Genomic DNA, 26,492 nt, shown 5'->3' with positions numbered 1-26,492 from the left:
GCAACAACCTCCTTACTTCCCTTTATAATTCGGTTTTCTTTTTTCTACAAATGCATTCATACCTTCTTTTTGGTCTTGTGTACCGAAAAGTAGGTAGAAGTTTTTTCGTTCATATTGCATTCCTTCATATAAAGAATAATCCACTGCTTTGTTGACCGAATCTTTAATGAGGCGCAATGAGAGAGGCGGCTGTTTAGAAAGTCGATCCGCGAATTTCATCGTTTCTTCCATTAATAGTTCAGGAGCAACAATTTTATTGATGACTGCGTGTTTAAGAGCCGTTTCCGCAGAAATACGCTCTCCAGTCCAAAGCCACTCTAGCGCTTTTGTACGTCCAGCAAGTTTCGTCAGCCGTTGCGTTCCTCCTGCCCCGGGCATCACCCCAAGGCCAACTTCTGGAAATGAAAATTCTGTACCGCTTGCAGCGATTAATAAATCACAGCAAAGTGCAAGCTCAAATCCACCCCCGAAAACGAACCCTTTAACCGCACCTATAATTGGTTTTTTTATGAGTGCAAAACGATCCCAATCAGCAAACTGATTTAATTGTTCCAGGCTAATAGGATTATCATCCATCATTTCATCTATATCTGCTCCCGCTGAAAAAGCACGCCCTTTGCCGGTAAGTACGATAACACGAGCTTTTTCATCTTGGTCAAACCCTTCCATTGCAACGACAATTTCATTTACCATTTTCCGATTCAATGAGTTTAACTGGCGGGGACGATTTAGTTCAATAACCCCTACGTTTCCCGTTAAGGAGGTTTCAATGAATTCGAAACTGTTCATTACGCTTCCTCACCGATCATTAAAGTAACAAGATCGCCTGCAAATCCCATCAAGTCCTTGCCAGATGCTCTTCCTTCAGGTGAACGTAGGCCTTCTTGCAATGCATCCAAACTATCGTAATGCATCTCACATGTGAGATAGTACTTTCCTTCTCCCCCCATCGGAGATCCTGTCACTTTCGTCACTTTCATCTCTCGAAGACCAGGAATTTTTGCTGTAAGTGGTGCATGCACGTTGAAATAATGATCATCAAAAGCCTCTTTGTTTTCAGGATGTTTGTATAACGCGATTAATTTAGCCATTTTTCTTCTCCTCACTTCACATTAAAGTAGAAACAGGTTTCATTGCTTCGAAAACATTTTTACAGCTTTTACAGTACAAAATACTTCTGCATGCTGTAGGTCCAAAAATATTTTCCATCGTTACATAAGTAGATCCACAATACGCACAATCAACATGCCAGGAGCCGTCCTCTTCCAAGTGACGGGGTGGAGGAGCAATTCCAAACTTCCTTAAATTCACATGTCCTTGTTCCGTTATTCGGTCAGACGTCCACGGCGGATGAAAGACGAATTCCACTTCGACTTCGTTCACTTCTGGAAGTTTTTTTAAAGCATTTATCGTATTCTTTTTTATAATTTCGAGTGCAGGACACCCTAAAAAAGTCGGAAGTAGAACTACTTTTATGTTATTTCCTTCTGTAGTGACTTCTCCCACCATACCAAGATCTACTATGCTGATTGAGTCAATTTCCGGGTCATTTACATTTTTAAGTATTTCTAATACGCGCCCGACAGAAATTTCTACAGATGCAGTCATTCAGTTCACCTCTTTCCATTTTCGGATTACCAGACTGCTACTGAGTCAAGTTTGTAAACCTCAGAAAGCGTAAGTAATGCTTCATCCAAGTCTTTTGTATGTTCGCCGTTCCGTCCGTTTCTAGTAGCCCGATCTGGAATCGTCGGTACTTTCATTTGAAGAAAACTAAATACTGGTTCAATATTCGCTCTCCATTTTTCTTTCAACATTTCTTCACTTGCTATTAATCTACTAGTTTCAATTACTTGTTTTTGGTTTCCATAAGAAAATACATCTCCAAAATCACCCATAACGAGCTCTATTGCATCGTTCATTTTCTTTTTTGCTACATCCGTAGAGCTTAGTAATTGTTTAAACCATGTTTCCCAATGTAATCTATGATAATAAAGTTCCATTTTCACTTTTACTGCCGCTTCTGCAATTGGGCTATAAGAACTTTCACTTAACGAATCAATTTTCACTTTTTTAGCTTGCGTGTAAAAGTAACTTCTTACCACTTGATAGGCCCAGTCATATTGAGGTGTTTCCATATAATAGCCTTCCCCGTTCACTCGTTCTGTTAAAATGCTGTTCCTTCTTTCATGTGCCTGACGCAAATGGGCAAGGTCATCGGCATTACCCACTCCTAAATCTTCTAGGAGTTTATAGTACATTGCTGCATGCCCCATACTGTCTTGGCTAATGGACGAAGATGCTACGTCTTCCTCAATATGAGGAGCAAGTCCGAGCCATTCTGATCCTCGGTAAGCATACAAAAAATCATCATCGGCCAGTTGGAATAGTAGGTTCGTTATCGCTTCTTTATATTCAGGGCTCATGATAGAATCGTTTTCGATCATTTACGTTCTCCTCCCCATGACAGAATCTCTTTTTCATCCAGTATTTGCTGCTCATATTGACGCCATTTTTTCTTTAAGTAGCCGTAACCTTTTGTCGTACGATAATCTTTATTATCCAACCTGCCTAGAGTCTTTTTTTCTTCTACATCCATCTTTCGGATATTCTTACGATTCACAATCCAAATGTCAGCAACCGGTTCGCGGCGCATGAAATTTTCCTGTGCCAAAATAAATGCCATATCTTCATTTGGTGCTAGTAAGCTAAATTGGTGCTGGAATGCAGAGCTTGGCGTTCGCTTACTAAAAACTTCATATTCTTGATAAAATGTTTTATCATCCGCCATTTATCCTGACCCCTTTCTCTAATTGATCGCTTTACTTAGTGCCTCGCGTACCCATGCATTATTTTCGTACGAAGATCGGCGTAAGTTCAGGCGTGCTTGTGAACGCGGTCCTCCGTTTTTAATGATTTTTTTAAATTCATTCCAATCAGGTTGCTTATAAGACCATAGTTTACTTCCTTCATCGAAATGAAGAGTGGAATCCGGAATTGTCAGTCCAAGTGATAAAATACGTGGAATGTATTTGTCAAAAAATATTTGTCTGAAGTCTTCGTTTGTTTTAGTTCGGATTTTATATTTAATCGTTAAATCTTGTTTCGAAGAACCCGTCGTTTCTTTACTTGCTGGTCCAAAGAACATGAGAAGGGCCTCCCACCAACGATTCAGAGATTCTTGAATCATCGCTTTTTGCTCATCTGTTCCTTCTGCAAGCGCCATGATGATCGATTCGCCATGTTGTGCATGAAAAACTTCCTCCGCACAAATGCGTTGCAATGCTCTCGCATATGGTCCGTATGAAGCACCAAGCATATTGGTTTGTGTAATAATAGCTGCTCCGTCAACGAGCCAGCCAATAATGCCTGCATCCGCCCATGTTTTCGTTTCCATATGGAAAACATTATGGAATTTCAAATCACCTTTGAATAAGTCTTGCATTAAATCCCCACGGTTTTTCCCATACGGTGCCAATAAGTCTTCTGTTACACGTAGAAGCAACTGACCGTGACCCATTTCATCTTGCACCTTTGCCATAATGCCAAGCTTCCTAGAAAGAGAAGGAGCTTTAGGAACCCATTCTTTCTCAGGTAGAGCACCCATTATTTCACTTATCCCGTGCATAGAAATCAATCTAATCAAAGTCAATCTGTATTCTTCCGGCATCCAATCATCCGCTTCAATCTTGTCTCCATCTTCTATTCGCTGCATGAAATGAGCCAGCTGTGATTCTTCCTTAGAACTTTGTACACTCGACATGTAAAATCACCCCTCTATTTAAGTTATGCATTGTTGTTATCCGGTATAACACTTTAATAACGTCATTATATTATGACGTTATATAAGTTGCAAGTTAATTCTGATAATTTAGCAGGAATTACTTTATACCGTTTCTTTTATTATTGGCTTGTTTGCCATTTTAATAGATTCAGTTGGGCAGCCTTCTAAAGCATCTTCCAAATCATCATGTAAATCTTCCGGTACTTCAGCCGTCCCAAAATTATTATCAAGAATTACATACGCAAGTCCTTCATCATCATAATCAAAGATGTTCGGTGCACTGGCCCCACAAGCTCCACATGCAATGCATGTTTCCTGATCTACAATCGTAAACTTAGGCATAATGTACTTCCTTCCTTCTTCTTTTTAGTAGACTTTTTTCGATTTTATCTCAGGTTTATCCATCACAGTTGTGCTATGGATTGGCTGAACTTTTGATGTTGGGTCGATATATACTTTTGCATTACTAATCGCTGTTGGCGCCTCGCCAAATCCACTTGCGATCAACTTTACTTTTCCTTCATATGTGCAAATATCACCCGCGGCATATATTCCCGGAATATTCGTTTCCATTTTTGAATTGACAACAATGCTGTTTTTCTCCAAATTAAATCCCCAATTTTTAATCGGACCAAGAGAAGATACGAAACCATAATTGACAATAACATCGTCCACTGCAATGACCTTCGTTTCTGCACCTTTCACTTCGTTTAAAACGACATGCGTTATTTTTTCTTCTCCAATAAACTCCGCGGGAACAAAAGGAGTCAGGACATCGACAGAAGAAGCCATTAACATTTCCACTGTATGTTCATGAGCGCGGAATTTATCACGGCGATGTGCCAAAGTTACTTTTTCCGCAACCGACTCCAGCATAAGAGCCCAATCCACTGCAGAATCTCCACCACCAAATAGTTGAACTTTTTTCCCGGTAAATTGTTGTAAATCATTGATGAAATAATGTAGATTACTTTCTTCGAATCTAGTAGCATTTGATAGATCTAGCTTCTTCGGTTGGAATGCACCATTTCCAGCAGTAATAATGATTGTTTTAGTAAAATGGGACTCTTTATTCGTCGTAAGTTTAAAAGAATTATCTTGCTGTCTTTCTATCTCTTCCACCGCTTCATTTAAACAAACTGTTTGTTCAAATTGAGTCATTTGTTCCTTTAATCTATCGACGAGTTGTTGTGCTGTTATTTTTGGGAACCCCGCAACATCGTAAATATACTTTTCCGGATATAGTGCTGATAGTTGCCCTCCAAGCTGCGGGAGGCTTTCAATTATTTTGCAGGACATATTTCGAAGGCCAGCATAAAAAGCAGTGAATAAGCCAACCGGTCCTCCTCCGATTATAGTTACATCAAAAATATCCTTATTATGAGACAAATTTAATTCCTCCTACTAAATGTATTTAAACTCCAATTACCTTGTTATCTCTTTTATCTACAACGCGAATCGCTTTTCCTTCTGATCTCGGTATCGTTTTAGGGCGATTGAATACGATATCTATCGAAACTAAACAGGTCGATTTCATTAAACTCTGTACTTTTCCTTTCAATTGAATTACTCGCGAATCATTCAAATCACCAGCAATCATTTCATATAAAGTACTATCAATTTCTACATGGAGCTCTGCACAGTCCAACGCGTCTTTTCTTATTAAATGAATTTGATAATGCGGCACTAAATTTTCTACCTGTAAAAGAACCCGTTCAATTTCTGACGGGAAGACATTCACTCCGCGAATAATCATCATGTCATCTGTTCGACCTTTCACGCGCGACATTCTCGTTGTAGTTCTTCCACATTTGCACTTCTCACGCGTGATGGATGAGATATCACCTGTGCGATATCGAATAATTGGGAGGGCTTCCTTTGTTAAACTTGTAAAAACTAGTTCCCCTTCTTCCCCTTCAGCAACCGGTTTTAGCGTTTCAGGATTAATAACTTCAATGTAAAAATGGTCTTCCTGCACATGTAAGCCATTTTGTGCTTCATGACATTCAACGGAGACACCTGGTCCTATAATTTCACTCAATCCATATATATCAATTGCTTTCAAATGGAACGTTTGCTCAAGCTTTTTTCGCATTTCTTCCGACCAAGGCTCAGCACCGAAAATTCCATAATCCATGGAAGACTGCCTTGGATCAATCCCTCTGTCCTTCATCTTCTCAGCTATATTCAACATATATGAAGGCGTTCCGCATATGCCCCTAGGCTTAAAATCTTCAATCAGCGTAATTTGTCTTTCCGTGTTTCCGCCTGACATTGGTACAACGGCTGCACCAAGAACTTCCGCGCCGTAATGGAGCCCAATTCCTCCTGTAAACAAACCGTAGCCATACGCATTATGGAAAATATCTGATTTTTTACCACCAGCAGCGACAATCGAACGTGCTACAACCTCCGCCCACATTTCTATATCTTTTGCTGTATATCCAACAACTGTCGGTTTCCCGCTCGTTCCAGAAGAACCGTGTATTCGAACAATCTCTTCTTTTGGTACTGCGAATAAACCAAATGGATATTGATCTCGTAAGTCCTGTTTTTTAGTAAATGGTAATTTGGATAAATCCTCTAAACTTTGAATATCGTCCGGAGTAATCCCCAGCTCCTCAAATTTTTTACGATAAAATGCTACTTGTTCATAAACATTTCTAACAGTATCTCGTAGACGTTTAAGTTGAAGAAATTCCATCTCATTGCGCACCATTGTTTCCATTTGTGGATTATACAAACATCATTCCTCCTCGGATTATGTAATATAAATCTGCGTATAACACTTTATAAACGATGGATACATAATTAGTAATATGATATTAGATTAATAGCTAAAATTCCATTAGTCAACAAAAAAATTCAGAAAATTCGAAGTTTAACTTTCTTGCATTAAACATAAATCGCTGTTCAATGTATAAAGTATTTCTAAAAAAATTCAAACACCTCTCCAATTAACAGCGGAGAGGTGTTTGAATTTTTCTATACAGTTGTAGTGAGTAAACTGAATTATTTTTTACGATGGGTCAGTTTATTTCCCCATTCATCTTTTTGTTTTTATGCAATGTATGCGCTGTTCCCCATTCATGCATCGCTACTAAAATTGGTTCTAGACTCTTTCCGTATTCCGTAATAGAATATTCTACTTTTGGGGGTACCTGAGGATATATTTTGCGTGAAATAATATCCTCTGCTTCTAACTCACGCAATTGGTTTGTTAGCATTTTCTGTGTAATACCTGGCACTTTCCGTTTTAGTTCACTAAATCTTTGCGTACCTTCCTGCAAAAGGGTTAATAAAATTATTGGTTTCCATTTCCCTACTAAAATCCCTAAGGCATCTTCTACTCGACATAGTTCGGGTTGCATTTCCACGTTTTATTCTCTCCTCAGTATCATTTTGTATACTATACCACTTTGAAGTGCGTACTTATATAAAATGATGTTTCAAGTCATAATAGCATTGTAAACAAAAAAGAAAAGTATCCAATATAAAACTAGAAGGGTTGAGAAGTAAATGGAAAAATATCGTATTGATCAAAGTAAGGGTCTAGAATTCGGACTTTATACATTAGGAGACCATATCCCAAACCCTCATACAGGAGAGCGCATTTCTGCAGAGCAGCGTATTCATGAAATTATTGAATTAGCTCAGATAGCGGAGCAAGCAGGTATTGATTTTTTTAGTGTAGGCGAAAGTCATCAGGAGTATTTTGCAACACAAGCACATTCTGTAGTGTTAGCAGCAATCGCTCAAGCTACAAGTAAAATTAAAATCGCGAGCTCCTCTACGATTATCAGTACGTCTGATCCTGTTCGTGTCTATGAGGATTTTGCGACGATTGATTTGATTTCTAAAGGTCGTACAGAAATTATTGCTGGTCGTGCTTCGCGAATAGGTCTCTTTGAACTATTGGGCTATAATGTTCGCGACTATGAGGAGTTATTTGAGGAAAAGTTTGAGCTGTTATTGAAGATTAATAAAGAGGAAATTGTCAATTGGAGTGGGCAATTCCGCGCTCCATTAAACAATGCAAGGGTCATTCCGCGTCCACAAAACGGCTCGTTGCCCATTTGGCGTGCAGTTGGTGGACCCCCTGCTAGCGCTATTAAAGCTGGCTATGCTGGAGTTCCGATGATGCTTGCTACATTAGGTGGTCCTGCTACTAGCTTTAAGACATCGATCGACGCATATCGTGAGGCTTCCAAACAAAGCGGTTTTGATTCAGCTACTCTACCAGTTGCAACAGCGGGATTTTTCTATGCTGCCGAAACTACACAACAGGCACAGAGCGAGGCATTTCCTCATGTTAACCAAGGGATGCAGCTAATTAACGGTAGGGGCTATCCAAAACAACATTTTGTACAAGGTGCAGATACACGCGATGTAATGAATATTGGTAGTCCGCAGCAAATAATCGAAAAGATTCTCTATCAGCATGAGTTATTCGGTCATCAGCGTTATATAGCGCAAATGGACTTTGGTGGTGTGCCATTTGAAAAATTAATCAAAAATATCGAGCTTATAGGCACAGAAATTTTACCAGCTATTAAAAAATATACAGCAAAGAAATAGGAGGCGTCTAACATGAAAATTGTTGGATTATCTGGTTCAAGAGTTGGCTCAAAAACACGCACCGCCATGAACTACACATTAAAATCAATTATAGAGAATTATCCAGACACAGAAGTGAAATTAATAGATTTAGCTGAGTATGACGTACAATTTAGCGATGGACGCAATTACTTGGACTATGAAGGCGATACAGGGTATATAGCTACAACGATAATGGAAGCAGATGCTATTATTATCGGAACACCGATTTTCCAGGCATCTATTCCTGCAACATTAAAGAACATTTTTGATTTACTTCCAGTAAATGCTTTTCGCGATAAAATCGTTAGCATGCTTGTAACAGCCGGCTCTCCAAAGCACTACTTAATTGCTGAGCAACAACTAAAACCGGTTTTAGCTTATATGAAAGCACAAATTGTTCAAACGTATGTATTCATCGAGGAAAAAGACTTCCATCGTAAAGAAATTGTGAATGATGACGTGCTCTTCCGAATTGAACGCTTAGTGGAAAATACGATTGTATTAACCGAAACTTATACAAGAATTCGTGAAGAAAAAGAAGCAGAGTATAGTTTTTAAAGTTTAAATGTAAGGTGCCAGGTTCTAAGTTTGGTTAGAACCGGCATCTAAAATTATTGCATTTCTTTTGTTGGTCCCAAAACTCCAGGAACTGTGAGACCTGCTTGACGTAGTAAAACTGTCATCTGACCACGGTGATGTGTTTGATGGTCAATTAAGCCACGTAAAAATTTTCCACGAGCTATTGGCCCAACAAATCCAGAGATTTCTTCCAACAACATTTCATCTGTCAGCTTAGCCGCCTCTGTTTTATATGCACCCACAGCCTTTTCATAAGCCTTTACAATTTCTGATACATCTGTTGGCATCGCCTCATCTCGCCCAGGACCTGGAATTTCTAAGCCTGCAAAATGACCAAACGCTCCTGCAGCACCAACTAAATGCCACGCTAACCAACCAAGTGTATTATGTCCTTCAACAATCGCTTGGTCTAACTTATCATTTGTCATCGCTTTGAAAACATTCAATGTTCCTTCTGCTGAGGTTGTCCAATCTTCTATAAAATCCTCTACTTTACGATACAAACATATCACTCCTATTTAAATAGATTTCCATTTCTATCATAGTTAACAGGTATATTGGGCGCAACATTCAGACACTTTTTACATTTAAATAAAGATGTTTTAGTTTGAGCATGCTAGAATAGTTAATAACGACAAATTATTGGAGGAAAAATGATGTTACCTAACTTTAAAGAGAACTTACAAAAATATGCAAAACTACTAGTTGCAAAAGGAATCAATGTACAACCCGGTGATTGGGTTAAAATGACCATCACTGTCGATCAAGCTCCATTAGCTCAATTAATCACCAAAGAGGCTTATAATTTAGGCGCTGAAAAGGTCATTATCAAATGGTCCGATGATGAAATTAGCAAACTACATTATTTACACCAACCTATAGAAGTGTTAACCGACATTCCTGATTACGAAATTCAAGAATCCGAAGACCATGTTTTGAATCATCGCGTAAGCCGTCTTTCTATAGTTTCAAGTGATCCTGGTCTTCTAAATGAAGTTGATCCGGCTAAAATTGCAGCCTACCAAAACGTAGCTGGAAAGGCATTCCAAGCACAACGCAAGGCAACTCAAAATGACGACTTGAAATGGACTGTGGCTGCTGCCGCTGGAGCTGGTTGGGCTGCTCAAGTATTCCCTAACTTGGCAACTTCCGAAGAACAAGTTGATGCATTATGGGACCAAATCTTCAAATCTAGTCGCGTGTATGCAGAAGATCCAATTGCTGCCTGGGATGAACATAAGAAAATATTGAATGAAAAAGCAGCGAAATTGAATGAAGCACAATTTGATGCTTTACACTACACTGCACCAGGTACTGATTTAACTTTAGGTTTACCAAAAAACCATATTTGGGCTTGCGCTGAAAGTTATAATCCTAAAGGCGAAGAGTTTATTGCTAACATGCCTACGGAAGAGGTTTTCACTGCTCCTGATACACATCGTATGGAAGGTGTGGTACGAAGCACGAAACCGCTAAGCTATGCTGGTACACTAATTGAAGGTATTGAAGTGCACTTTAAAGATGGCAAAATCGTAGAAATTTCTGCTGAAAAAGGCGATGAAACAATTAAAAAATTAGTTTTTGACAACGAAGGTGGTACAGGACTAGGTGAAGTAGCACTCGTTCCAGACCCATCTCCAATTTCTCAATCGGGGGTTACTTTCTTTAATACACTATTTGATGAAAATGCATCCAATCACTTAGCAATCGGCGCAGCTTACCCTACAACGATTGAAGGCGGTACAAAAATGAGCCAAGAAGAATTATTAAAGAATGGCATGAACACTTCCATTGTTCATGTTGACTTCATGATTGGATCTGACAAGATGGATATTGATGGCATCAAACAAGATGGCACTATCGTTCCAATCTTCCGTAATGGAGACTGGGCATTTTAGACTTTCTTTATATAAAGTAATTGCAAAAGTCCAAGGGATACAGCTTCATTTTTTGAAGCTAGCTCCTTGGGCTTTTTCTAATACATAATTGAATCAATTTCATAATTCAAATTTAGAGTATAACAAGAACAATATTAAAGTGAAATGTATAATATATTCTTCATAAATCAGCATGATTTCCGCTATAGGCAGACGCTTTCCGCGGGGTGAGCGATGAGCCATCACCGCCGCATTCGCGTCGTTTGTAATGTCTCATCTGTCTCACTCATCCCGCTGGAGTCGCTGCCTGTCGCTCCAATAAATAAATTAAGGATTGTTCGCGTTTTAAAAATTACATGCTATTTATGAAATTAACTCAATTACTAATTTAATGGACTTATAATTTCAACGTAGAGTTCTTCAACTGGCCGGGGCTGTCTAGCTTTAATACAGGACTTTTGAATAATTCCATTTGATAGGATTGTTCTACATAAATTCCAGCCAAAATCGAACCGAACAGACGAATTCACGTTTTCCTTTTCATTTCTTCATGTATTGACATTTAACTATCTCATGCTCGAATTGCTTAAAAGAAATGGGGTGAATATATTCGATCTGACAATCCCGTCCCGGCAGCATTGCTAGGGAAAATGGGATACAGTGAGAAAGAAAAAGTACAAGTGATAAAAGAAAATTCTAAATTGACTCGCTCAAATATTGTAATTGATTTATGTAAACAAGCAAAAGAGTTAATTTTAAAGGAAGACGATACACCGTTACATATTACCTATTTACTCCAAATTGAAGTATATAAATCCCTTCATGAGAACCTTAACTTTGAAAATTCTTGCTTGAACGCTATCAATTATTTCGAAAAAGTTTCCGATTTTAAAAATATATATAAGTATTACCTTTTAATTGCTGTAAATTATATGAAAATGTCAAAGTATAAACTAGCAGCAATAAGTTTTCAAAAATCTAATGAGGCATACAAAAATTTAAAAGGGATAAAACACTGGGAGGACTTACAATGAAAATAAAAAGTTTTTTTAGGACTATCAATAATATTTGCTATATCTACCCTCGGTTTATCTAAGGGTTATCAATATTCAGAAGATGAATTACCTAGAATCGTTTCAAACGCGCCGTTAATATAGAGGTAGAGTGGAGGGGGAAATGTATTGCAGTTTTTTGTCGCGATTATTAGTTTATTTATTTTATTACCACTTGCAGTTCTATTTCACGAAATAGGTCATGCAATTGGAATTTTAACTTCAACTAAAAATGCTATAGCAGAAATCTTTTTAGGATCAAGAAGTAAGGAGAAAAAGTTAAATATATATTTCAAAAGAATTCATTTTCATTTAACAATAGCTAATTCAGGATTTTTTTTTATTTCTAATCCGGAAGATATACCTCCATTAACAAATAAACAAAGACTGATAATTGATAGTGCAGGTCCTTTATTCTCTTTATTATGTTGTATACTATCTTATTCTTTTTCTTTTATTTTTGGGGCATTTAACTCTACATTAATTCTATTTTCCCTCATAAATCTAATAGTATTTATATCAACAGCACTACCTTATAAATATCCATCATACGAAAAACACTTGGCTGGCTATGATACAGATGGGTTAAGATTTATTAATACAGTTAAAAAAATGCGGCAGTATAATACAAATCATAAATAACTTCACAATGAATCATTTTTCTTAAAAGGATAATATAAAGTGGGGTACCAGGTTCTCATTGAATTCTGAATTGGTTTGGAACTTGGCACCCTAATTGACTCACCATCTTCAGCATAGCTTTACAATATCATTGCTTTTTGATTTCTCCACATCTAGTTGGATCTATCTTCACCGCTTCCCACATCCCTTGTTTCCTTTTTATTAATTGAGAGATTAGCACATCGGTATCGTTCGTTAATTGAACGAAGATGAATCGATAGTCATTCCCATCCGTCCCGATTACATCAATGGTTTTTACATAACCATCCATTTTAGTTGGCAATCTTTTTTTAATTAGCTTGCACCAATTACCATATTCCACATCTACTACATCTTCACCGTGTTGCCTCCAACCATGGTATGCAGCACACAGAAAATCTTCACCGATCAATGTGATGTTATCTATTTTGTAATTACTCTCTTCCTTTAGAATTGAAACAGTGCCGTAATGATATTGGAATGCGGAAATGCCCTTCAGTGTCCCGTTAATCGTTTCAAGTTCGATGAAGAATTGAATCTGTTGGTCGTTATTTTGAGTTGGAAGTTTATATAATTTTATTAGATTCGTATGCCCGATTCCTTCGAAAGACGAAAGATAAGTTGAATAGGAGACTTTTTGTTTATAATCTTTAGTGAAGAAATTGTATGCGATCGGAAATGGAATCTTCGCCTCTCCTACTGTACCGCAACCTGAAATAAGTTTGCTTGTTAGATTTTCAGCTTCCCTTAAAATGCTGAAATAATTGAGAAGCATATTTTCCGGAGTATCCATCAAGAACGGTGAAAGACTGATTTTATCATAGGTTTTATCATAATAGTTCCCGAAAAATTGATAGCCGAATAATCGGTCATTCAAGATGACACGACAGGATGGTCGAAAATATTTTTCAACATCTACTTTATGATAAATTTCTTTTTCGTTTTTGTTTTCACTTTGGACTAGCTGTTGTTTTTGACTTACCGCCCCCATAAAATAAATGGATGTATCGCGCTTTTTAAATCCAAAACGCTTTATAAACATCACTTTGCAACTCCCCTTTTCTTATATTATCTATAACATATGCTCTATACAAAAAAGAGTTTTTTCAGGAAGTTCTTTTAAAGAAGGTGGGTTCTGGCCTAAAACCGGTAATCAGGGATTATGTTTTTAAGAAATTTTCTTCATCTTGTTTAACTATTTCCTTGTATATGACTTTTCATATACATGTGTAAGAATATTATGTATAATTTGTTAATATTATATTTCACAAATAGAGTGGGGAAAAATATGGCTTCAACACGAGTTACCAAACTTAAATCTACGAAAAAAAGAAAAATTTTATTTACTATACTTATTGTTTCCATGCTACTAGTATCTAGTGTAATCGTTTTTGCAATTAAACTGTCTCTTGAAACAAAGAATGCAGCATCCAAAATGTTTGTGCCTTTGCCGGGGGATACTGAAGATAATGGTGAGTTGAATCCAAGAGCAGAGGGTTCTGCATTTACAATATTATTAGCAGGTATAGAACATGAAGAGGAAGAAAAATATGGCCGCTCAGATATGCTCCTTGTAGTAACGGTTAACCCTAAAACACAAAAAATATCGATGGTTAATATTCCTCGTGACACAATGGTTTACATAGAAGAGTTGGGCTATGAAGATAAAATAAATCATGCGTATTCTATTGGAGGAATAAATTACACAATTAATACGTTGCAAAAACTATTAGATATTCCATTCGATTATTATGTTTCCACAGACTTTAAAGGATTTGAAGATATTGTTAATACTGTAGGCGGAGTCGATGTAGATGTTCCATTTACATTTAAAGCTCAACTGACGGAAAGTTTGAAATGGAAAACTTATACGAAAGGTCCTATGTTTTTAAATGGTAATGAGGCACTAGCTTATGTACGTATGCGTAAAAAAGATCCAGAAGGCGATAAAGGACGAAATTCACGTCAAAAACAAGTAATTCAAGATGTTATAAATAAAGCCACGAGCCTAAGTAATATTACAAAAATAGATGACATGATAAGAGACGTTGGCAATAACGTAAAAACAAATATCCCAACCTCAGAATATTTAGGATTAATAAAAATGTATCAAAAGATAAAAACATCGCCAGTCGAACAATTACATCTCGAGGGGATAGATAAAAAACTATATGATAAGAGAGAAAAGAAGGATATATGGTACTTCTTTCCTGACGATGATTCCTTAAACGAATTAAAAGAAATTTTGAAACTTAACCTAGATGACTCTGGACAAAATGCACAAAATGATATAAATACAAACAAAGAAGTGAACGATTTATCAAAAGGAAAATAAAACGAGTCGGTCGTTAAGACTGATTCGTTTTTCTTTGTGCTGAGTAAAGAAGATACCTTATGAATCTATTATGACTCCCCTTTCATCATAGTCTGGGTAAATTGCATGAAATACAGGAATTCCCGGTTCTTCCTCGTCATCATTTCCCCAAAATTTTGTTAACCATTCTTCAAAGTTGCTTAATACTTTAACCACTTTATTTGATCTCTGACTAATAAACCCGACTCTATAGTCATTGTTTGTGATACCATCTTCACATAAGAATACCCAATGATTGTTAGAAGCATCGCCACCATTAAACATTGTAAATGAGACAAGTCGAGTGGATTCAATCATTTCGTTGGTTTCTACTATTAATACCTCATTTAGAATGTCAGGGATTATCCTACTCACTTTACGAATGTCACTACAAGGCGATTTTTTACAAACACCTCCTATTGGTTCACAATCCAATAAGAGTATCCCATTAGAAAATCTCTTCAGAAATTCAATAAAGGAAATAGGCAGTTGATATCCAAGCATTTTTTCGTATACTGCTATCATTTCATCCGTTGCGCCCTCAAACCTATCAACATCAGGCTATTTTTTATTGAACTGTTCAATAAACTTATTAATATTCATACTATCCCTCTCTCCAGTTAACCATTTTCTTGGTTAACCTTCATGTATGGCTATCAGATAACTTTTTGCAAGTCGATGCCTCAACGAAAGCTCCCAATATAAACATTAAGCAATGAATTTTGTAAACCAAGTGATGTAATTTGCCCCTGGTATAAATAAGATTTGCGCTAATAAAGTTCCTAGAAAACGTGAACTCATCATCATAACAGAAGCTCTTTTTAGATTTAGATGGCTTCCTCTTTGATTAATGACATCGTCTGCAAGTATTGAAATTTTAGGGTCAATAAAAATAATGAGTAAGATCGTCGCAACACCGTTTATCAAACCTGAGGCCATAATCGCTGTTGTCGCTCTTTCTGGTACCAATAAAGCGGCATATAAAGCGGAAAGCACACCAATCGTATAGATCGCAGTAATAAATACATTGATAACAAATAATTTAAGAGGAATATCTCTCCAGCTAATTCCTTTCAAATATGAAATACGCGGCATACGGAGATGTTTAATTCCTCGCTTTAGGTACTCAATACTAAAGCCTTTTTTTAATAAAGCAGGTATTGAGCCTCTTTCCTGCGACAAATGAATAATTGCACGTGAAAAGATGGCAACAAAAGTTGGTAATAAAAGAATTCCTAGCAGCGTCCCTAATGAAGCTGAACCGATAATTATACGATATTGGTTTTCTACAAACTCTAGCGTATGTTCCTTTGGTGCAGTATCAATCAAACTTCCTGTAAAGGGCTGCTGCATCATGTTCGCTAATCTCGATATCATCACCATTAAATTAAAAAGAGACAGTGCTGAAGCTAGTAATTTTACACGTGCACCCGCTAACCGTACTGCATAAGCCAATGTCTCAATGGAATGGATGATTAGGATAAAAAAAGAAATCATTAATAGTTTTTCTGTAATTAAGTCCATTTTTTTAACCTACTTTTCGATTTCGTCTTCCTTATAATGTATTAAAAGAATTTCTTTTTATTATACATAAATTAGGAAATAAAACCAGCTCGCTGATTATCTATAATCAGCAAGCTGGTTGAAAGGCGTTCTCTGTTCCACATACAACTTATAAACGATTTTGTTTACCCCAAGAAACCTTACTATGCCCGGCGCATATATGCACGTACCGTGATTGGTGCAAAGATAAACACTACAACAGCAGCTCCAAGGAGAGAGGCGAACAGATCCCAACCTATGGTACCAGAGTTTGCAAGATCTCTGACGGCAGTTACAAGATGCGAAATTGGGTTAATTTTTACAAACAACTGAAGAAAGTGGGGTAATGTCTCTGCTGGTACAAAAGCATTGGAAAGAAAGGTCAGTGGAAACAGCACAATCATTGAGATTCCCTGAACGCTTGAAGCGGTACGCGCAATGACTCCAAAGAAGGCAAAAATCCAACTGATAGCCCAAGCACACATAATGACAAGAAGCCCAGCGATAACGACGTGACCTATTCCTCCGTCAGGTCGGTAGCCCATGATATATCCCATGGTGAAAGTTAGCACGGTTGCAATTGTATACCGAATAGTGTCTGCCAATAGGGCTCCCGCTAACGGAGCAATACGAGCGATTGGCAGTGACTTGAACCGGTCGAACACACCTTTATCCATATCCTCTCGCAGCTGGACACCAGTGACAATTGAGGTGGTGATTACGGTTTGTACTAGGATTCCTGGTATAATAACCGGCAAATAGTTTTGCACATTTCCAGAGATAGCCCCCCCGAAAATATAAGTAAACATTAGGGTGAAAATGATAGGCTGAAGCGTGACATCAAACAATTGCTCAGGAGTGCGGCGAATCTTCAACAATCCTCGATAGGCCATTGTAAGCGAGTTGCGTATAGACTGACTAAAACTTGTTTTGTTGCGTAGTTGGCGGCCGGCAACTTGCTTAATAGAAGTACTTTTCATGCTCTTACCTCCCCTGTTCTGTCGGTTTCATTGAATACGTTATTTGCACTTTCTTCAACACCATGGCCTGTGATAGTCAGAAAGACCTCGTCAAGAGTCGGTTTCTGCACACTCAACTCGGCTAGCTGAATTCCTGCCTCACGTAGCGCAATAAGCAGGTCTGTAACCCGGTCTGCATCCGCCATCGGAGCTGTAATTTTCCCGATTTCCTTCGAAACAGCTGACGGTACTTTGAGTACTCGTTCAACAGTCTGACGGGCGTTCTGGATGTCCTTTGGATTTTGTATGGACAATTGCAGTGATGAAGTACCAACTGATGCTTTTAGTTCATTCACAGTACCCTCCGCAACAACTCGACCATGATCGATAACAGCTATCCGATCAGCTAGTTCATCCGCTTCTTGAAGATATTGTGTTGTTAACAGTACAGTCGAACCCGTCTTTACTAAACGACGAATAGTATCCCACATTTGATTGCGCGTTCGGGGATCTAGCCCGGTAGTAGGTTCATCCAAGAAGATCAGCGGTGGCTGTGCAATTAGACTTGCTGCCAAATCCAATCGGCGACGCATACCCCCGGAGAAATTTTTCAATGGACGCTTCGCAGCTTCTGTTAAACCAAATTCCTCCAATAACTCCTCTGCCTTATTTCGTGCCTCCGCACGTCCTAATCCAAGAAGTCGGGAGAAGATGATCAAATTCTCAGTAGCACTAAGGGATTCATCGACTGAAGCATACTGCCCAGTAACCCCAATTAATTGGCGTACGATATGAGCCTCCTTCACTACATCGTGCCCAAAAATCCGTGTTGAACCTGCGTCTGCTCGCAGTAAAGTAGCCAACATTCGAATTGTGGTAGTCTTACCTGCTCCATTTGGACCAAGCACACCGTATATAGTACCGGTACGCACGTTCAGATCTACACCGTCAACTGCACGATTGTCACCAAAGCTTTTGACAAGCCCTCGCGCTTCAATGGCCCAATCACCATTGTTCGGCTCTTTTTTATTCACATTACTCATTGTAATTCCTCCCTTTTTTCATCATTTTAATTAGCAAAAGTAGTTTTTTGTATGACCCCTAGTCTGGAGAATCCCCTCCGCCTTAGGACGGATTTTTACATGCCATTCCTTCTCACACCACGGCGTTACTCCTCATATTTCTTCATTTAATTGTTCATACAAGGATAATAAACTATATTTATGAACTGAATATGAACTGATATGAACACGATGGTTGTTGCATTTGCGAACTTAAAAGGATGAAAATTTTTTAAGCATAAAAAAAAACGGAGTATGAATCTCCATGCGATTTATACCCCGAATATCTAAGTTATTCAATATTTTACGTTAGCTCTCATAAAACTTCATAGTTTAACTTCAACATGAGAAGGGTGACAAAAACATTCCAATGTATGGTCATTCACCATCCCTACAGCCTGCATATAGGAATAGCAAATGGTACCACCGACAAATTTAAATCCATCTTTTTTCAACCGTTTGCTCATGTTATCACTTATTTCGTTTGTAATAGGTACTTCTTTTATCGTCTTCCAATAGTTAACGATAGGTCTGTTATCTACAAAACTCCATATATAATTAGAAAATGAACCATACTCTTTTTGTATTCTCAAAAATGCCTTTGAATTTGTTACGACGCTTTGAATTTTCAACTTATTCCGTACGATCCCAGTATCTTCTCTTAGTAATTGCAACTTTTCATCTGAATAATGAACAATTTTTTCTGCTTCAAAATTATCAAAAGCATTTCGATAGTTTTCTCTTTTTTGCAAAATCGTCCACCAACTTAGACCCGCTTGGGCTCCTTCCAGGCATAGCATTTCAAATAACAGCCTATCATCATATACAGGAACACCCCATTCTTTATCATGATACTCCACATATAAGGGCTCTTTGGCTGTTGCCCACGTGCATCGTTCAGTCATTTGTAAATCCACCCCATTTTCTTCTAAGTTTTCAGATTACGATAGAAATTAGTTTCTCTATTAAAAAAATAGTTAAACAAATACTCGAAGTCTTATCAAAGCACATAAATAGAACGGCTTGATGGTTGTGAATCAACCAGTTCAAAAATATATTAAAATCATATCACACATACGTTCTATTAAAATACCAAAATAGATTCCCACAAATATAGCATATCAAATAACATTTCGTTATTTAAAACAACTATATTAGGGGAATTATACTTTTTCACCCTGAAAGACTCTTTAAGTTATTAAATTCAAGCCCCAATTAAAAGTGCTTTATTCCATTGTTGATTAAAATGGTTAATATGTTCAAAACGATCTAATGGACCGATTTCTTATTTAAGGTATTAGAAACCTAAACTAATGTGACGATTCATGATACCTTATACGTAAGGAAATTATCTAATTCTCTATCAATCTTCTACTTTTTAAATTTCCTCATACTTCTTGATAATACATGGAATACAAGTCATTTAACGTTACTTTCCCAAAACTAAACTCAGTTATTTGATTTTCTTTAAGAAATTCTACAACATTTCCTAATTTACTTGAATCATACCCGCGGACATCTATTAGAGTAGCGCCATTTGGCAATAATTGTACGTTTGTGTCTGGAAACTCTTTTGAAAGCTTTTCATTTACCTTATCTGTCACTTCCGCTACTCGAACAGTTGTAATTTCCTTTTCATCAAACCCTGGAGATAGGTCATTAACAAGTAGTAACTCTCCATTTTTCATAAAGAAAATGCGATCTGCATATTTCTCTAAGTTTTCTAATAAGTGTGAAGCCACAATAACCGTTTTTCCTTCGGATTTCTTTTTAACTAGTATTCGAGATATAAGTTCGACATGAGTAGGATCTAATCCATTCATCACTTCGTCCATTAACATGACTTGGGTATCTGATACTATTTGCATCGCAAAACAAAGTCTTTGGCGCATACCCAAGGAATATGTTCCTGTATGCTTATTTATATAGGACGCCATTCCTAGTTCTCTTATTGTGCTATCGATCAGTTTTGGATTACTATTCCACATGGAAGAATAAATTTTTAAATGCTCTTTTCCGGAAATCTGATTGTATAAATCACTTTGATCGGGCATCATGGATACTAGTTGATGGATTTTTACTTCATTCTTTTTATTTGTATATTCTAACGCATTATTTAAAATAACTTTCCCACTATTTGGATTAACATAATTCATAATGACATTCATTAGCGTTGACTTTCCCGTCCCATTTGGAGCCACCAAACCAATAATTTCCCCTGGATTGAACAACACAGAAACATCTTTTAAAATGTCTCTACCTGAAAACTGGACACCAATACTTTTTAATTCAATCATACCTTCCCTCCATCCCATTGAAACTAAAATAGCTTAAACTTTCTTCGATTACTGATTAAGAAAGTGAAGAATAGAAAAATACATGTACACAACCCCATTACGGAGAGTCCACTCCCAAATGTAAGTCCTTCTGAACCATAGAGATAGTTCCGGTATCCCGAAATAATCTGACCTACCTGAGCATAGCTCGTTGGATACCAATGAACATCCCTAAAAACTCCAATCCCTCTACCATAGTAGAAAAATTCAGCAATAACAAACACGCAACCTACCAATAGATTTGCAAACTCGTTTTTTAACGTCACACTAACAAGAAGTAGCAATGAAATGACAAATAAAAACCAAAATACAATAAATAACATGTTTTGAAGTAGATATTGCCCCATTGTTATATTGGAAAATAATTTTTCATTATAATGATAAATTGGAACTGGCAAACTAAAACTACCAAACCCATTTCGTCCACCAATTATAAATAGTCCTACAGAAAGTGGGATGATTGTTACAATACTACCTAGGAAGGAAACTCCTCCTTTAACAATCAACTTTCTCCAATCTGAAAGTGGTAACCCTTGTAATAGTGTTGGGTTCCGCCTATCCTTTAACACGATATCTACTGTAAGGAGTATACAGCTAACAATGAAAATTAGGGGCAGAAAAGTGTGTAACAGACGTTGCAATGTTTGTAACGCTGTCCTTTCCTCGAAAACATTGACAGATAAATCCGATTTCCCTTCTGCATATCCTTTATAACGAATTTCAGAATATAAATAAGCATAGTGTCCATCCATTCTTGCAAAACTATTTCCATACGTGTAATATCCCGGATTGTAGAATAGGATATCACCTCCCCAGTTAAAAATCACGTTATCAGAGTACCCATACCACTTAAATGTAGCCTCCGCATACTTTTTCAGATTGTGCTGTTTGATAGTGTCTATTCTTTCTTTATCATATTGATTCCACTCTGGGAATATCTCTGCAGCAAATCTCGTCAAATAATGGGTCCCATCATCAATCACAACATTATTTAGAAATTCTTCTCTTGTTAAATACCGTGCTTCGATTTCACTTACATCTACTTTTTCAATAGGGTCATAAGTTGGAGCAATTTTTAGTGCATAATAACATGAGAAGAAAAGTAGAAGGACATAAATAGCAATATTCTTCTTATTGCTCATAAATTGAATAAATTCAAACTTAAAATAAGCCTGCATTATCTCACTCCCCTAAACCTTTCTTAGTTTCCCCGTAGTCATGAATAACTTTACAGCGACTACCATTAGGACAATACTTATTCCAATATAAATCAGTCCATATGTGCTATTTAAGATGACTGGATTTGCAAGATTGAGCGTTTGTCCGCTCAGTATTTTAGTAAAATTCAAATAGTTAAATGGATTAAAAGGAACGAGATTCATCAAACTTGGAAATAAAATAGGGAAAATATATAATAACAATTCCAAAAACAGCGTCAAATACATATTCTTCAATAAAACATTTAAAATTACTGATAGGAGTATAGTAAAAATAGATATACAAATCATATACAGTATTGAGACACCTATGTATTTGTAAATTGGATAAATCCCAACAATACCATCAAATATTGCAATAGGATAAGAAGGGTTTCCTAATCCCTTAAAATAAACTAATGGCAGGCTGCAAATAAATAACTCTAGTAGAAATACACCTACAATGAGCAAAGACACGATACATTTAGCTATAACGTATTTATCAAACATAATAGGATAACCCTTAATTAATGACGTATGTTGGAATTCTTCTATCATAATCCCACATGTATAAATACTCATGAAAATAAACCAAACGGAACCGATTACACCAAATAGATAAGCGAGAAATGGAAAGAAAGATAAGGAATTTGTGGATAATGATATTCCCGTTTTCTTTACATATTGATAGAATGCACTTTCCAATTGATTTTCTATTTTTGAAGGTAGATAACTCGCAACATTATCATATCCCTCCATATCAAATGCTTTAGCTCTTAAATCCGTAAGGTCTAGCGCTGTATCCAAAAACAATTCCGGTTTATCCATTCTTATTGCCATACGTTTCTTCGCTACAGTTTGTTGCTGGAGAACTAAATTCTTGTATATGTCGCTGCCATTCCCATTATCAGTAGCGTCGACATTTTGAAATTTTATCAATGCCGAAGAAAGCGATTGATATTCAATTGATTGCTCTTTTATTGAGTTTCCTAAATCCTCCGTTTCCACAAATAAAACCATACCAAAAACAAATATAGCCACGATAATACAACTAAAAATATTTTTTTTATTTGATTTTTCTAGAATAAAAAAATTCTTTAAAATCTTCCACATAGCCATCCCCCAAATAATTCTTTAAAAAGCTATTCTAATCACTAGTTTAAATTCTTCTCCTTAAACAAGGAGGTCACTGAAAAAAGGATAATTTAAAAATATGTGCCCTCAAAAAAGAAGTGAAATTATTAGTAAACACAACACTTAAAGAAACGTTCTATTAATTTATTTATTAATCACAAGATTCCGAGTTCCTTTTTCCATTCTACACTTGTTATAGAAAATCCTTCTAGTTACACACAAAAAAGACCACACGAATTTAATAGAGTGGCTTTGTAAACTGTGAAATCATCCTCTGCTATAAAGAGGATGATTATTTTATAAAAGACTCAACAGGATATGTTAGAATATTATAAATATATTTAGAGGGGGAAAATGATGAAAAAAAATAATAGGGATATACAAACGAATGATAATGTAATTAGCTATACACATATTGAAACGGGGTCCAAAACAATTTGCTTTATGTTTTCAGGTTCAAATTACAATTATGATAAACCCTTATTCTATTATGCAACTATGAAAATGCTTCAAAACAAAATTGATATTGTTCATATCCAATACTCCTATGGAACATGTATTGAAGACAACTCTTGAAGAAATATCCAAAATAATGGTGGATGATATTACCCCGGTCATTTTGGATGTTCTTAAGAATGGTCAATATAATGAAACCGTTTTTTTAGGTAAATCAATTGGTACAATTCCAATTGCTAATCACTTTATGAAAAGAAATGAATTTTCAAAGTCGAAAATGATTTTAATCACTCCATTGTTAAAGTTCGATGCTATTTTTGATTCAATATTAAATAGCGAACATCAAGGGCTTTTGGTCATCGGAGACAAAGACCATCACTTCGATTCAAATCAAATTGAACAATTAAGTAATTCAACATTAAAGATAGAGGTTGTCCAAAATGCAAATCATTCTTTGTATATCGTCGATTCTGATACAACAAATTCAATATTAGCTTTATCAAGGGTAATGGAAAAGCTTCAGGAAACATTAAAGGCAATTTAGTAAGATAAGAGGATGGGATTATATTGATGGAGTTAAGACATTCTTATTGTTTAAGCACCCTGCTCTTTTAGAAAAGTAGCGACTTCTTCATTTCCATATTCGTTTGCAAATGAGAGAGCAGTATTTCCATCGTCGGTTTTTGCATTAATATTCGAACTTCTTTGTACGAGCAACTTCACGGTATCTATCTGGTTGTAACAACTAGCAATTATTAAAGGGGTAGTATCGTCATTAGACTTAATTTCAATATTAGCACCATTGTCTAGAAGATATTCAACGATTTGTATATTACCATCTGCAGCTGCTTGATATAGAGGGGAAAATCCATCTATGTCTTTTGTATTTATATTGGCACCTACAGAGAGAAGTAGTTTAATAATATCTAGTTCACTTTCCTGGGTAGCCCAGTGAAGAGCAGTATAACCTCTGTCATCTGTTTCGTTGACGTCTATTCCAAAACGAAGTATCCTCTTTACCTTTTCTAATTGACCATTATAAATAGCCCACACCTTTTCCCTTCAATACCTCTTTGCTATTTTCATTTTGATTCTTTTTTTCATTGTTATCTTCTCCTATATTCCTTAGGTTTTATTAATTATTATGGTAACTGACAATTTACGCAAAAAAAAGCGTTACTTTTGTAACGCTCAAAATTCAACGAAATTGATGTCAACTGCAGGATCCTAGATTCTCAGTGATTTCAATATTATGCGAGAAGCAGTCCTCCTATATACTACGATTAGCCTTCACTTCTTAATCTCTTTTCCATCACTTTGGCCATCTGTTGGGAGTTAATATCTCCTTCCGCATGCAGTTCTTCTACGATATTAAGATAATCCTTCTCATTACGATTTTGACTCAATTTAAAGGCCGCTTGAATTTCTTTCACTTTAATTTTAAATCCAACAATTCCTTTTAATTCTTTTTCTAAAACTTGAGGAGATAATTTTTCCCATAAAACTGGATTATTACGATGACTTTCATATTTTTGAAGCATGATTGTTAGCTCTTGTTTTAACTCTTCTTCATTCAAAATGTTAGCAGTTCCATATATATGGACTGCCTGATAATTCCATGTCGGCACATTTTCATGCTCATACCAAGAAGAAGAAATGTAAGCATGCGGCCCTTGAAACATAATGAGTACATCCTCCCCAGTATCGAATGTTTTCCACTGTGGGTTCCCATAAGCCATATGCCCAGTTATAAAATAATCATCACCAATTTTATTAAATCCTAAAGGTAAATGAGTCGCGATTGGTTTACCTTGTTTTGTTGTAACAATTGTTCCAAATGAATTATCTTTTACAAAGCCCTTAATTTCATCAAAATCTGTTACTTTATAGTATTTAGGTACGTACATGATTGGCTCCTCCTTGATTTCACTATTGCGATATGTCACTTATTCTGAGTTAATATTAATATATAAACTGACACATAAAAAGATACAGTTATAAATAAATAAACATGTCAAAGGAAATCACAAATGAAAAATACCATTTTCGCGTTTAATTCTGACTCTCCCAAATACAAACAAATCTACGAGCAGTTTAAATTATTTATAGGAAACATTATTCAAATAGTCATTTTTATCTCTTTTATTTGTTCTATGTGTCGTTGTTCATGTAAATAGATCTGTTCAATCCATTGATCCAGAGGTAATTCACCTAAAGCAGGATGCTTCATGGATTTTTCCGCCAATATGGATTTAACTTCTATAGTATCAAGAAAAGTTAGTAATTTTTTTCTTGAATCATTTAACAAATCAATTATTTTCTGTACTTCAAATGGTTCAACATGTGGTTCAACGATTGTTGGAGCTTTAAACTTCTTCTTTCTATCTAATAATATTAGTTGGATTGGTTTATGTTCTTTTTTAGTACTATCTTTTAATCCCCATGCAATAGCCTTTATAGATGCCTCTTCTACTAAAACTAAGTGGTGACACACTTGTGCTATACTCCACGTATTCATTTCAGGCTTACTATTAAATTGAGCATCGCTTAATGAACTAAGCTCCTTAACGAGGTTATTTCTTGTTTCATACAAATTGTCGGTAATTATTTTATCCATGTGATTTCTCCCCTCACTATTCTACTTTCATCCCTATTATATGTTAAGTAGCTTATTAATCTTCATTAATTAGAATTTATCTGTCCTCAATTTGAGATAGAATTAAAGTACTTCCAACAATTCACTCTATTTCTTAGTCTCTTATCTATTAACGGCAAGTATTCTGACAAATACAAGTAATGACTATGCAATGTTGTATTTTTAAGTAATGTGTTACATTGGATACTTTTTTAACTAGAAAAAGGTTGCAATTAATATATAAGTGAAATACTATATAATTAAATCAT

At 36.3% G+C, this 26,492-nt stretch carries 28 protein-coding genes and 2 pseudogenes; 7 read left to right on the top strand and 23 right to left on the bottom strand.

Going from position 1 to position 26,492, the window contains the following annotated elements:
* Positions 1 to 12: 12 nt before the first annotated feature.
* The 10 genes from ACTSKG_RS14110 to ACTSKG_RS14065 form a co-directional block, all read right to left on the bottom strand.
* Positions 13 to 789, bottom strand: coding sequence for an enoyl-CoA hydratase/isomerase family protein (locus tag ACTSKG_RS14110; RefSeq protein ID WP_464755191.1), 777 nt, complete (start codon positions 787 to 789; stop codon positions 13 to 15).
* On the bottom strand, positions 789 to 1,091 hold the full coding sequence (locus tag ACTSKG_RS14105) for an EthD family reductase (RefSeq protein WP_464755190.1): 303 nt from the start codon (positions 1,089 to 1,091) through the stop codon (positions 789 to 791). The genes ACTSKG_RS14110 and ACTSKG_RS14105 overlap by 1 nt, the downstream gene beginning before the upstream one ends.
* Positions 1,092 to 1,107: 16 nt before the next feature.
* A complete protein-coding gene (paaD, locus tag ACTSKG_RS14100) occupies positions 1,108 to 1,608 on the bottom strand; it encodes a 1,2-phenylacetyl-CoA epoxidase subunit PaaD (protein ID WP_464755188.1) in 501 nt (166 codons plus the stop codon).
* Positions 1,609 to 1,634: 26 nt separating this feature from the next.
* The gene (gene paaC, locus ACTSKG_RS14095; RefSeq protein ID WP_464755187.1) at positions 1,635 to 2,447 is read right to left on the bottom strand and encodes a 1,2-phenylacetyl-CoA epoxidase subunit PaaC; all 813 of its coding nucleotides are present in this window, start codon (positions 2,445 to 2,447) and stop codon (positions 1,635 to 1,637) included.
* Complete coding sequence (gene paaB, locus ACTSKG_RS14090) at positions 2,444 to 2,791, bottom strand: 1,2-phenylacetyl-CoA epoxidase subunit PaaB (RefSeq protein ID WP_464755186.1); 348 nt, start codon at positions 2,789 to 2,791, stop codon at positions 2,444 to 2,446. Before paaB ends, paaC begins: the two co-directional genes overlap by 4 nt.
* A gap of 18 nt (positions 2,792 to 2,809) precedes the next feature.
* Positions 2,810 to 3,763, bottom strand: coding sequence for a 1,2-phenylacetyl-CoA epoxidase subunit PaaA (gene paaA, locus ACTSKG_RS14085; RefSeq protein ID WP_464755185.1), 954 nt, complete (start codon positions 3,761 to 3,763; stop codon positions 2,810 to 2,812).
* 123 nt (positions 3,764 to 3,886) lie between these two features.
* Positions 3,887 to 4,126 carry a ferredoxin gene (locus tag ACTSKG_RS14080; protein ID WP_464755184.1) on the bottom strand — a complete coding sequence of 80 codons (240 nt, stop codon included), beginning with the start codon at positions 4,124 to 4,126 and terminating at the stop codon, positions 3,887 to 3,889.
* A 24-nt stretch (positions 4,127 to 4,150) separates the two neighbouring features.
* Entirely contained in the window at positions 4,151 to 5,173 is a 1,023-nt protein-coding gene (locus ACTSKG_RS14075; protein ID WP_464755183.1) for an NAD(P)/FAD-dependent oxidoreductase, read from the bottom strand.
* A gap of 25 nt (positions 5,174 to 5,198) precedes the next feature.
* Positions 5,199 to 6,512 carry a phenylacetate--CoA ligase family protein gene (locus ACTSKG_RS14070; RefSeq protein WP_464758040.1) on the bottom strand — a complete coding sequence of 438 codons (1,314 nt, stop codon included), beginning with the start codon at positions 6,510 to 6,512 and terminating at the stop codon, positions 5,199 to 5,201.
* A gap of 301 nt (positions 6,513 to 6,813) precedes the next feature.
* Positions 6,814 to 7,161 carry a winged helix-turn-helix transcriptional regulator gene (locus tag ACTSKG_RS14065; protein ID WP_464755182.1) on the bottom strand — a complete coding sequence of 116 codons (348 nt, stop codon included), beginning with the start codon at positions 7,159 to 7,161 and terminating at the stop codon, positions 6,814 to 6,816.
* A gap of 142 nt (positions 7,162 to 7,303) precedes the next feature.
* On the opposite strand from ACTSKG_RS14065, the gene ACTSKG_RS14060 reads away from it, so the two are divergent.
* On the top strand, positions 7,304 to 8,362 hold the full coding sequence (locus ACTSKG_RS14060; protein ID WP_464755181.1) for an LLM class flavin-dependent oxidoreductase: 1,059 nt from the start codon (positions 7,304 to 7,306) through the stop codon (positions 8,360 to 8,362).
* A gap of 12 nt (positions 8,363 to 8,374) precedes the next feature.
* Entirely contained in the window at positions 8,375 to 8,941 is a 567-nt protein-coding gene (locus tag ACTSKG_RS14055) for an NADPH-dependent FMN reductase (protein ID WP_464755180.1), read from the top strand.
* Positions 8,942 to 8,994: 53 nt separating this feature from the next.
* Here the strand turns inward: ACTSKG_RS14055 and ACTSKG_RS14050 are convergent, their stop codons facing one another.
* The gene (locus tag ACTSKG_RS14050) at positions 8,995 to 9,465 is read right to left on the bottom strand and encodes a DinB family protein (protein ID WP_464755179.1); all 471 of its coding nucleotides are present in this window, start codon (positions 9,463 to 9,465) and stop codon (positions 8,995 to 8,997) included.
* Between the two features lie 150 nt (positions 9,466 to 9,615).
* On the opposite strand from ACTSKG_RS14050, the gene ACTSKG_RS14045 reads away from it, so the two are divergent.
* From ACTSKG_RS14045 to ACTSKG_RS14035, 3 genes are all read left to right on the top strand, one after another.
* The gene (locus ACTSKG_RS14045; RefSeq protein WP_464755178.1) at positions 9,616 to 10,860 is read left to right on the top strand and encodes an aminopeptidase; all 1,245 of its coding nucleotides are present in this window, start codon (positions 9,616 to 9,618) and stop codon (positions 10,858 to 10,860) included.
* 629 nt (positions 10,861 to 11,489) lie between these two features.
* The gene (locus ACTSKG_RS14040; protein ID WP_464755177.1) at positions 11,490 to 11,873 is read left to right on the top strand and encodes a hypothetical protein; all 384 of its coding nucleotides are present in this window, start codon (positions 11,490 to 11,492) and stop codon (positions 11,871 to 11,873) included.
* Positions 11,874 to 12,020: 147 nt separating this feature from the next.
* The gene (locus tag ACTSKG_RS14035; RefSeq protein WP_464755175.1) at positions 12,021 to 12,533 is read left to right on the top strand and encodes a site-2 protease family protein; all 513 of its coding nucleotides are present in this window, start codon (positions 12,021 to 12,023) and stop codon (positions 12,531 to 12,533) included.
* Between the two features lie 127 nt (positions 12,534 to 12,660).
* Here ACTSKG_RS14035 and ACTSKG_RS14030 read toward each other — a convergent pair whose 3' ends face one another.
* Positions 12,661 to 13,593: a hypothetical protein gene (locus ACTSKG_RS14030; protein ID WP_464758039.1), complete on the bottom strand. Its 933-nt coding sequence runs from the start codon at positions 13,591 to 13,593 to the stop codon at positions 12,661 to 12,663.
* A 246-nt stretch (positions 13,594 to 13,839) separates the two neighbouring features.
* Here ACTSKG_RS14030 and ACTSKG_RS14025 point away from each other — a divergent pair, with 246 nt between their 5' ends.
* Complete coding sequence (locus tag ACTSKG_RS14025) at positions 13,840 to 14,886, top strand: LCP family protein (RefSeq protein ID WP_464755173.1); 1,047 nt, start codon at positions 13,840 to 13,842, stop codon at positions 14,884 to 14,886.
* Between the two features lie 57 nt (positions 14,887 to 14,943).
* Here the strand turns inward: ACTSKG_RS14025 and ACTSKG_RS14020 are convergent.
* The 8 genes and pseudogenes from ACTSKG_RS14020 to ACTSKG_RS13985 form a co-directional block, all read right to left on the bottom strand.
* Positions 14,944 to 15,432 (bottom strand): annotated as a pseudogene (locus ACTSKG_RS14020) (SMI1/KNR4 family protein); the annotation flags it as partial.
* A 180-nt stretch (positions 15,433 to 15,612) separates the two neighbouring features.
* Entirely contained in the window at positions 15,613 to 16,428 is an 816-nt protein-coding gene (locus tag ACTSKG_RS14015) for a lipid II flippase Amj family protein (RefSeq protein ID WP_464755172.1), read from the bottom strand.
* A 182-nt stretch (positions 16,429 to 16,610) separates the two neighbouring features.
* Positions 16,611 to 17,426: an ABC transporter permease gene (locus ACTSKG_RS14010; RefSeq protein ID WP_464755171.1), complete on the bottom strand. Its 816-nt coding sequence runs from the start codon at positions 17,424 to 17,426 to the stop codon at positions 16,611 to 16,613.
* Positions 17,423 to 18,448, bottom strand: coding sequence for an ATP-binding cassette domain-containing protein (locus ACTSKG_RS14005; RefSeq protein ID WP_464755170.1), 1,026 nt, complete (start codon positions 18,446 to 18,448; stop codon positions 17,423 to 17,425). Before ACTSKG_RS14005 ends, ACTSKG_RS14010 begins: the two co-directional genes overlap by 4 nt.
* A 344-nt stretch (positions 18,449 to 18,792) precedes the next feature.
* Positions 18,793 to 19,371 (bottom strand): DNA-3-methyladenine glycosylase I, encoded by a 579-nt coding sequence (locus ACTSKG_RS14000; RefSeq protein WP_464755169.1) that lies wholly within the window; start codon positions 19,369 to 19,371, stop codon positions 18,793 to 18,795.
* A gap of 483 nt (positions 19,372 to 19,854) precedes the next feature.
* The gene (locus tag ACTSKG_RS13995; RefSeq protein WP_464755168.1) at positions 19,855 to 20,763 is read right to left on the bottom strand and encodes an ATP-binding cassette domain-containing protein; all 909 of its coding nucleotides are present in this window, start codon (positions 20,761 to 20,763) and stop codon (positions 19,855 to 19,857) included.
* Positions 20,764 to 20,786: 23 nt separating this feature from the next.
* Positions 20,787 to 21,980 (bottom strand): ABC transporter permease, encoded by a 1,194-nt coding sequence (locus ACTSKG_RS13990; protein WP_464755167.1) that lies wholly within the window; start codon positions 21,978 to 21,980, stop codon positions 20,787 to 20,789.
* Positions 21,981 to 21,992: 12 nt separating this feature from the next.
* Positions 21,993 to 23,111 (bottom strand): ABC transporter, encoded by a 1,119-nt coding sequence (locus tag ACTSKG_RS13985; protein WP_464755166.1) that lies wholly within the window; start codon positions 23,109 to 23,111, stop codon positions 21,993 to 21,995.
* Between the two features lie 378 nt (positions 23,112 to 23,489).
* Between ACTSKG_RS13985 and ACTSKG_RS13980 the strand changes: the two are divergent.
* Positions 23,490 to 24,132, top strand: a pseudogene (locus ACTSKG_RS13980) (alpha/beta hydrolase).
* Positions 24,133 to 24,182: 50 nt separating this feature from the next.
* Here the strand turns inward: ACTSKG_RS13980 and ACTSKG_RS13975 are convergent.
* The 3 genes from ACTSKG_RS13975 to ACTSKG_RS13965 all read right to left on the bottom strand — a co-directional run bounded on the left by ACTSKG_RS13975 (position 24,183) and on the right by ACTSKG_RS13965 (position 26,205).
* Complete coding sequence (locus tag ACTSKG_RS13975; RefSeq protein WP_464755165.1) at positions 24,183 to 24,641, bottom strand: ankyrin repeat domain-containing protein; 459 nt, start codon at positions 24,639 to 24,641, stop codon at positions 24,183 to 24,185.
* A gap of 230 nt (positions 24,642 to 24,871) precedes the next feature.
* Entirely contained in the window at positions 24,872 to 25,495 is a 624-nt protein-coding gene (locus tag ACTSKG_RS13970; protein WP_464755164.1) for an FMN-binding negative transcriptional regulator, read from the bottom strand.
* A gap of 212 nt (positions 25,496 to 25,707) precedes the next feature.
* On the bottom strand, positions 25,708 to 26,205 hold the full coding sequence (locus ACTSKG_RS13965) for a DinB family protein (protein WP_464755163.1): 498 nt from the start codon (positions 26,203 to 26,205) through the stop codon (positions 25,708 to 25,710).
* Positions 26,206 to 26,492: the final 287 nt, after the last annotated feature.

The sequence above is a fragment of the Psychrobacillus syltrankelensis genome, from assembly GCF_055454035.1.
Note: the sequence above shows the minus strand (reverse complement) of the source record. Positions and strands in the feature narration are given on the sequence as shown.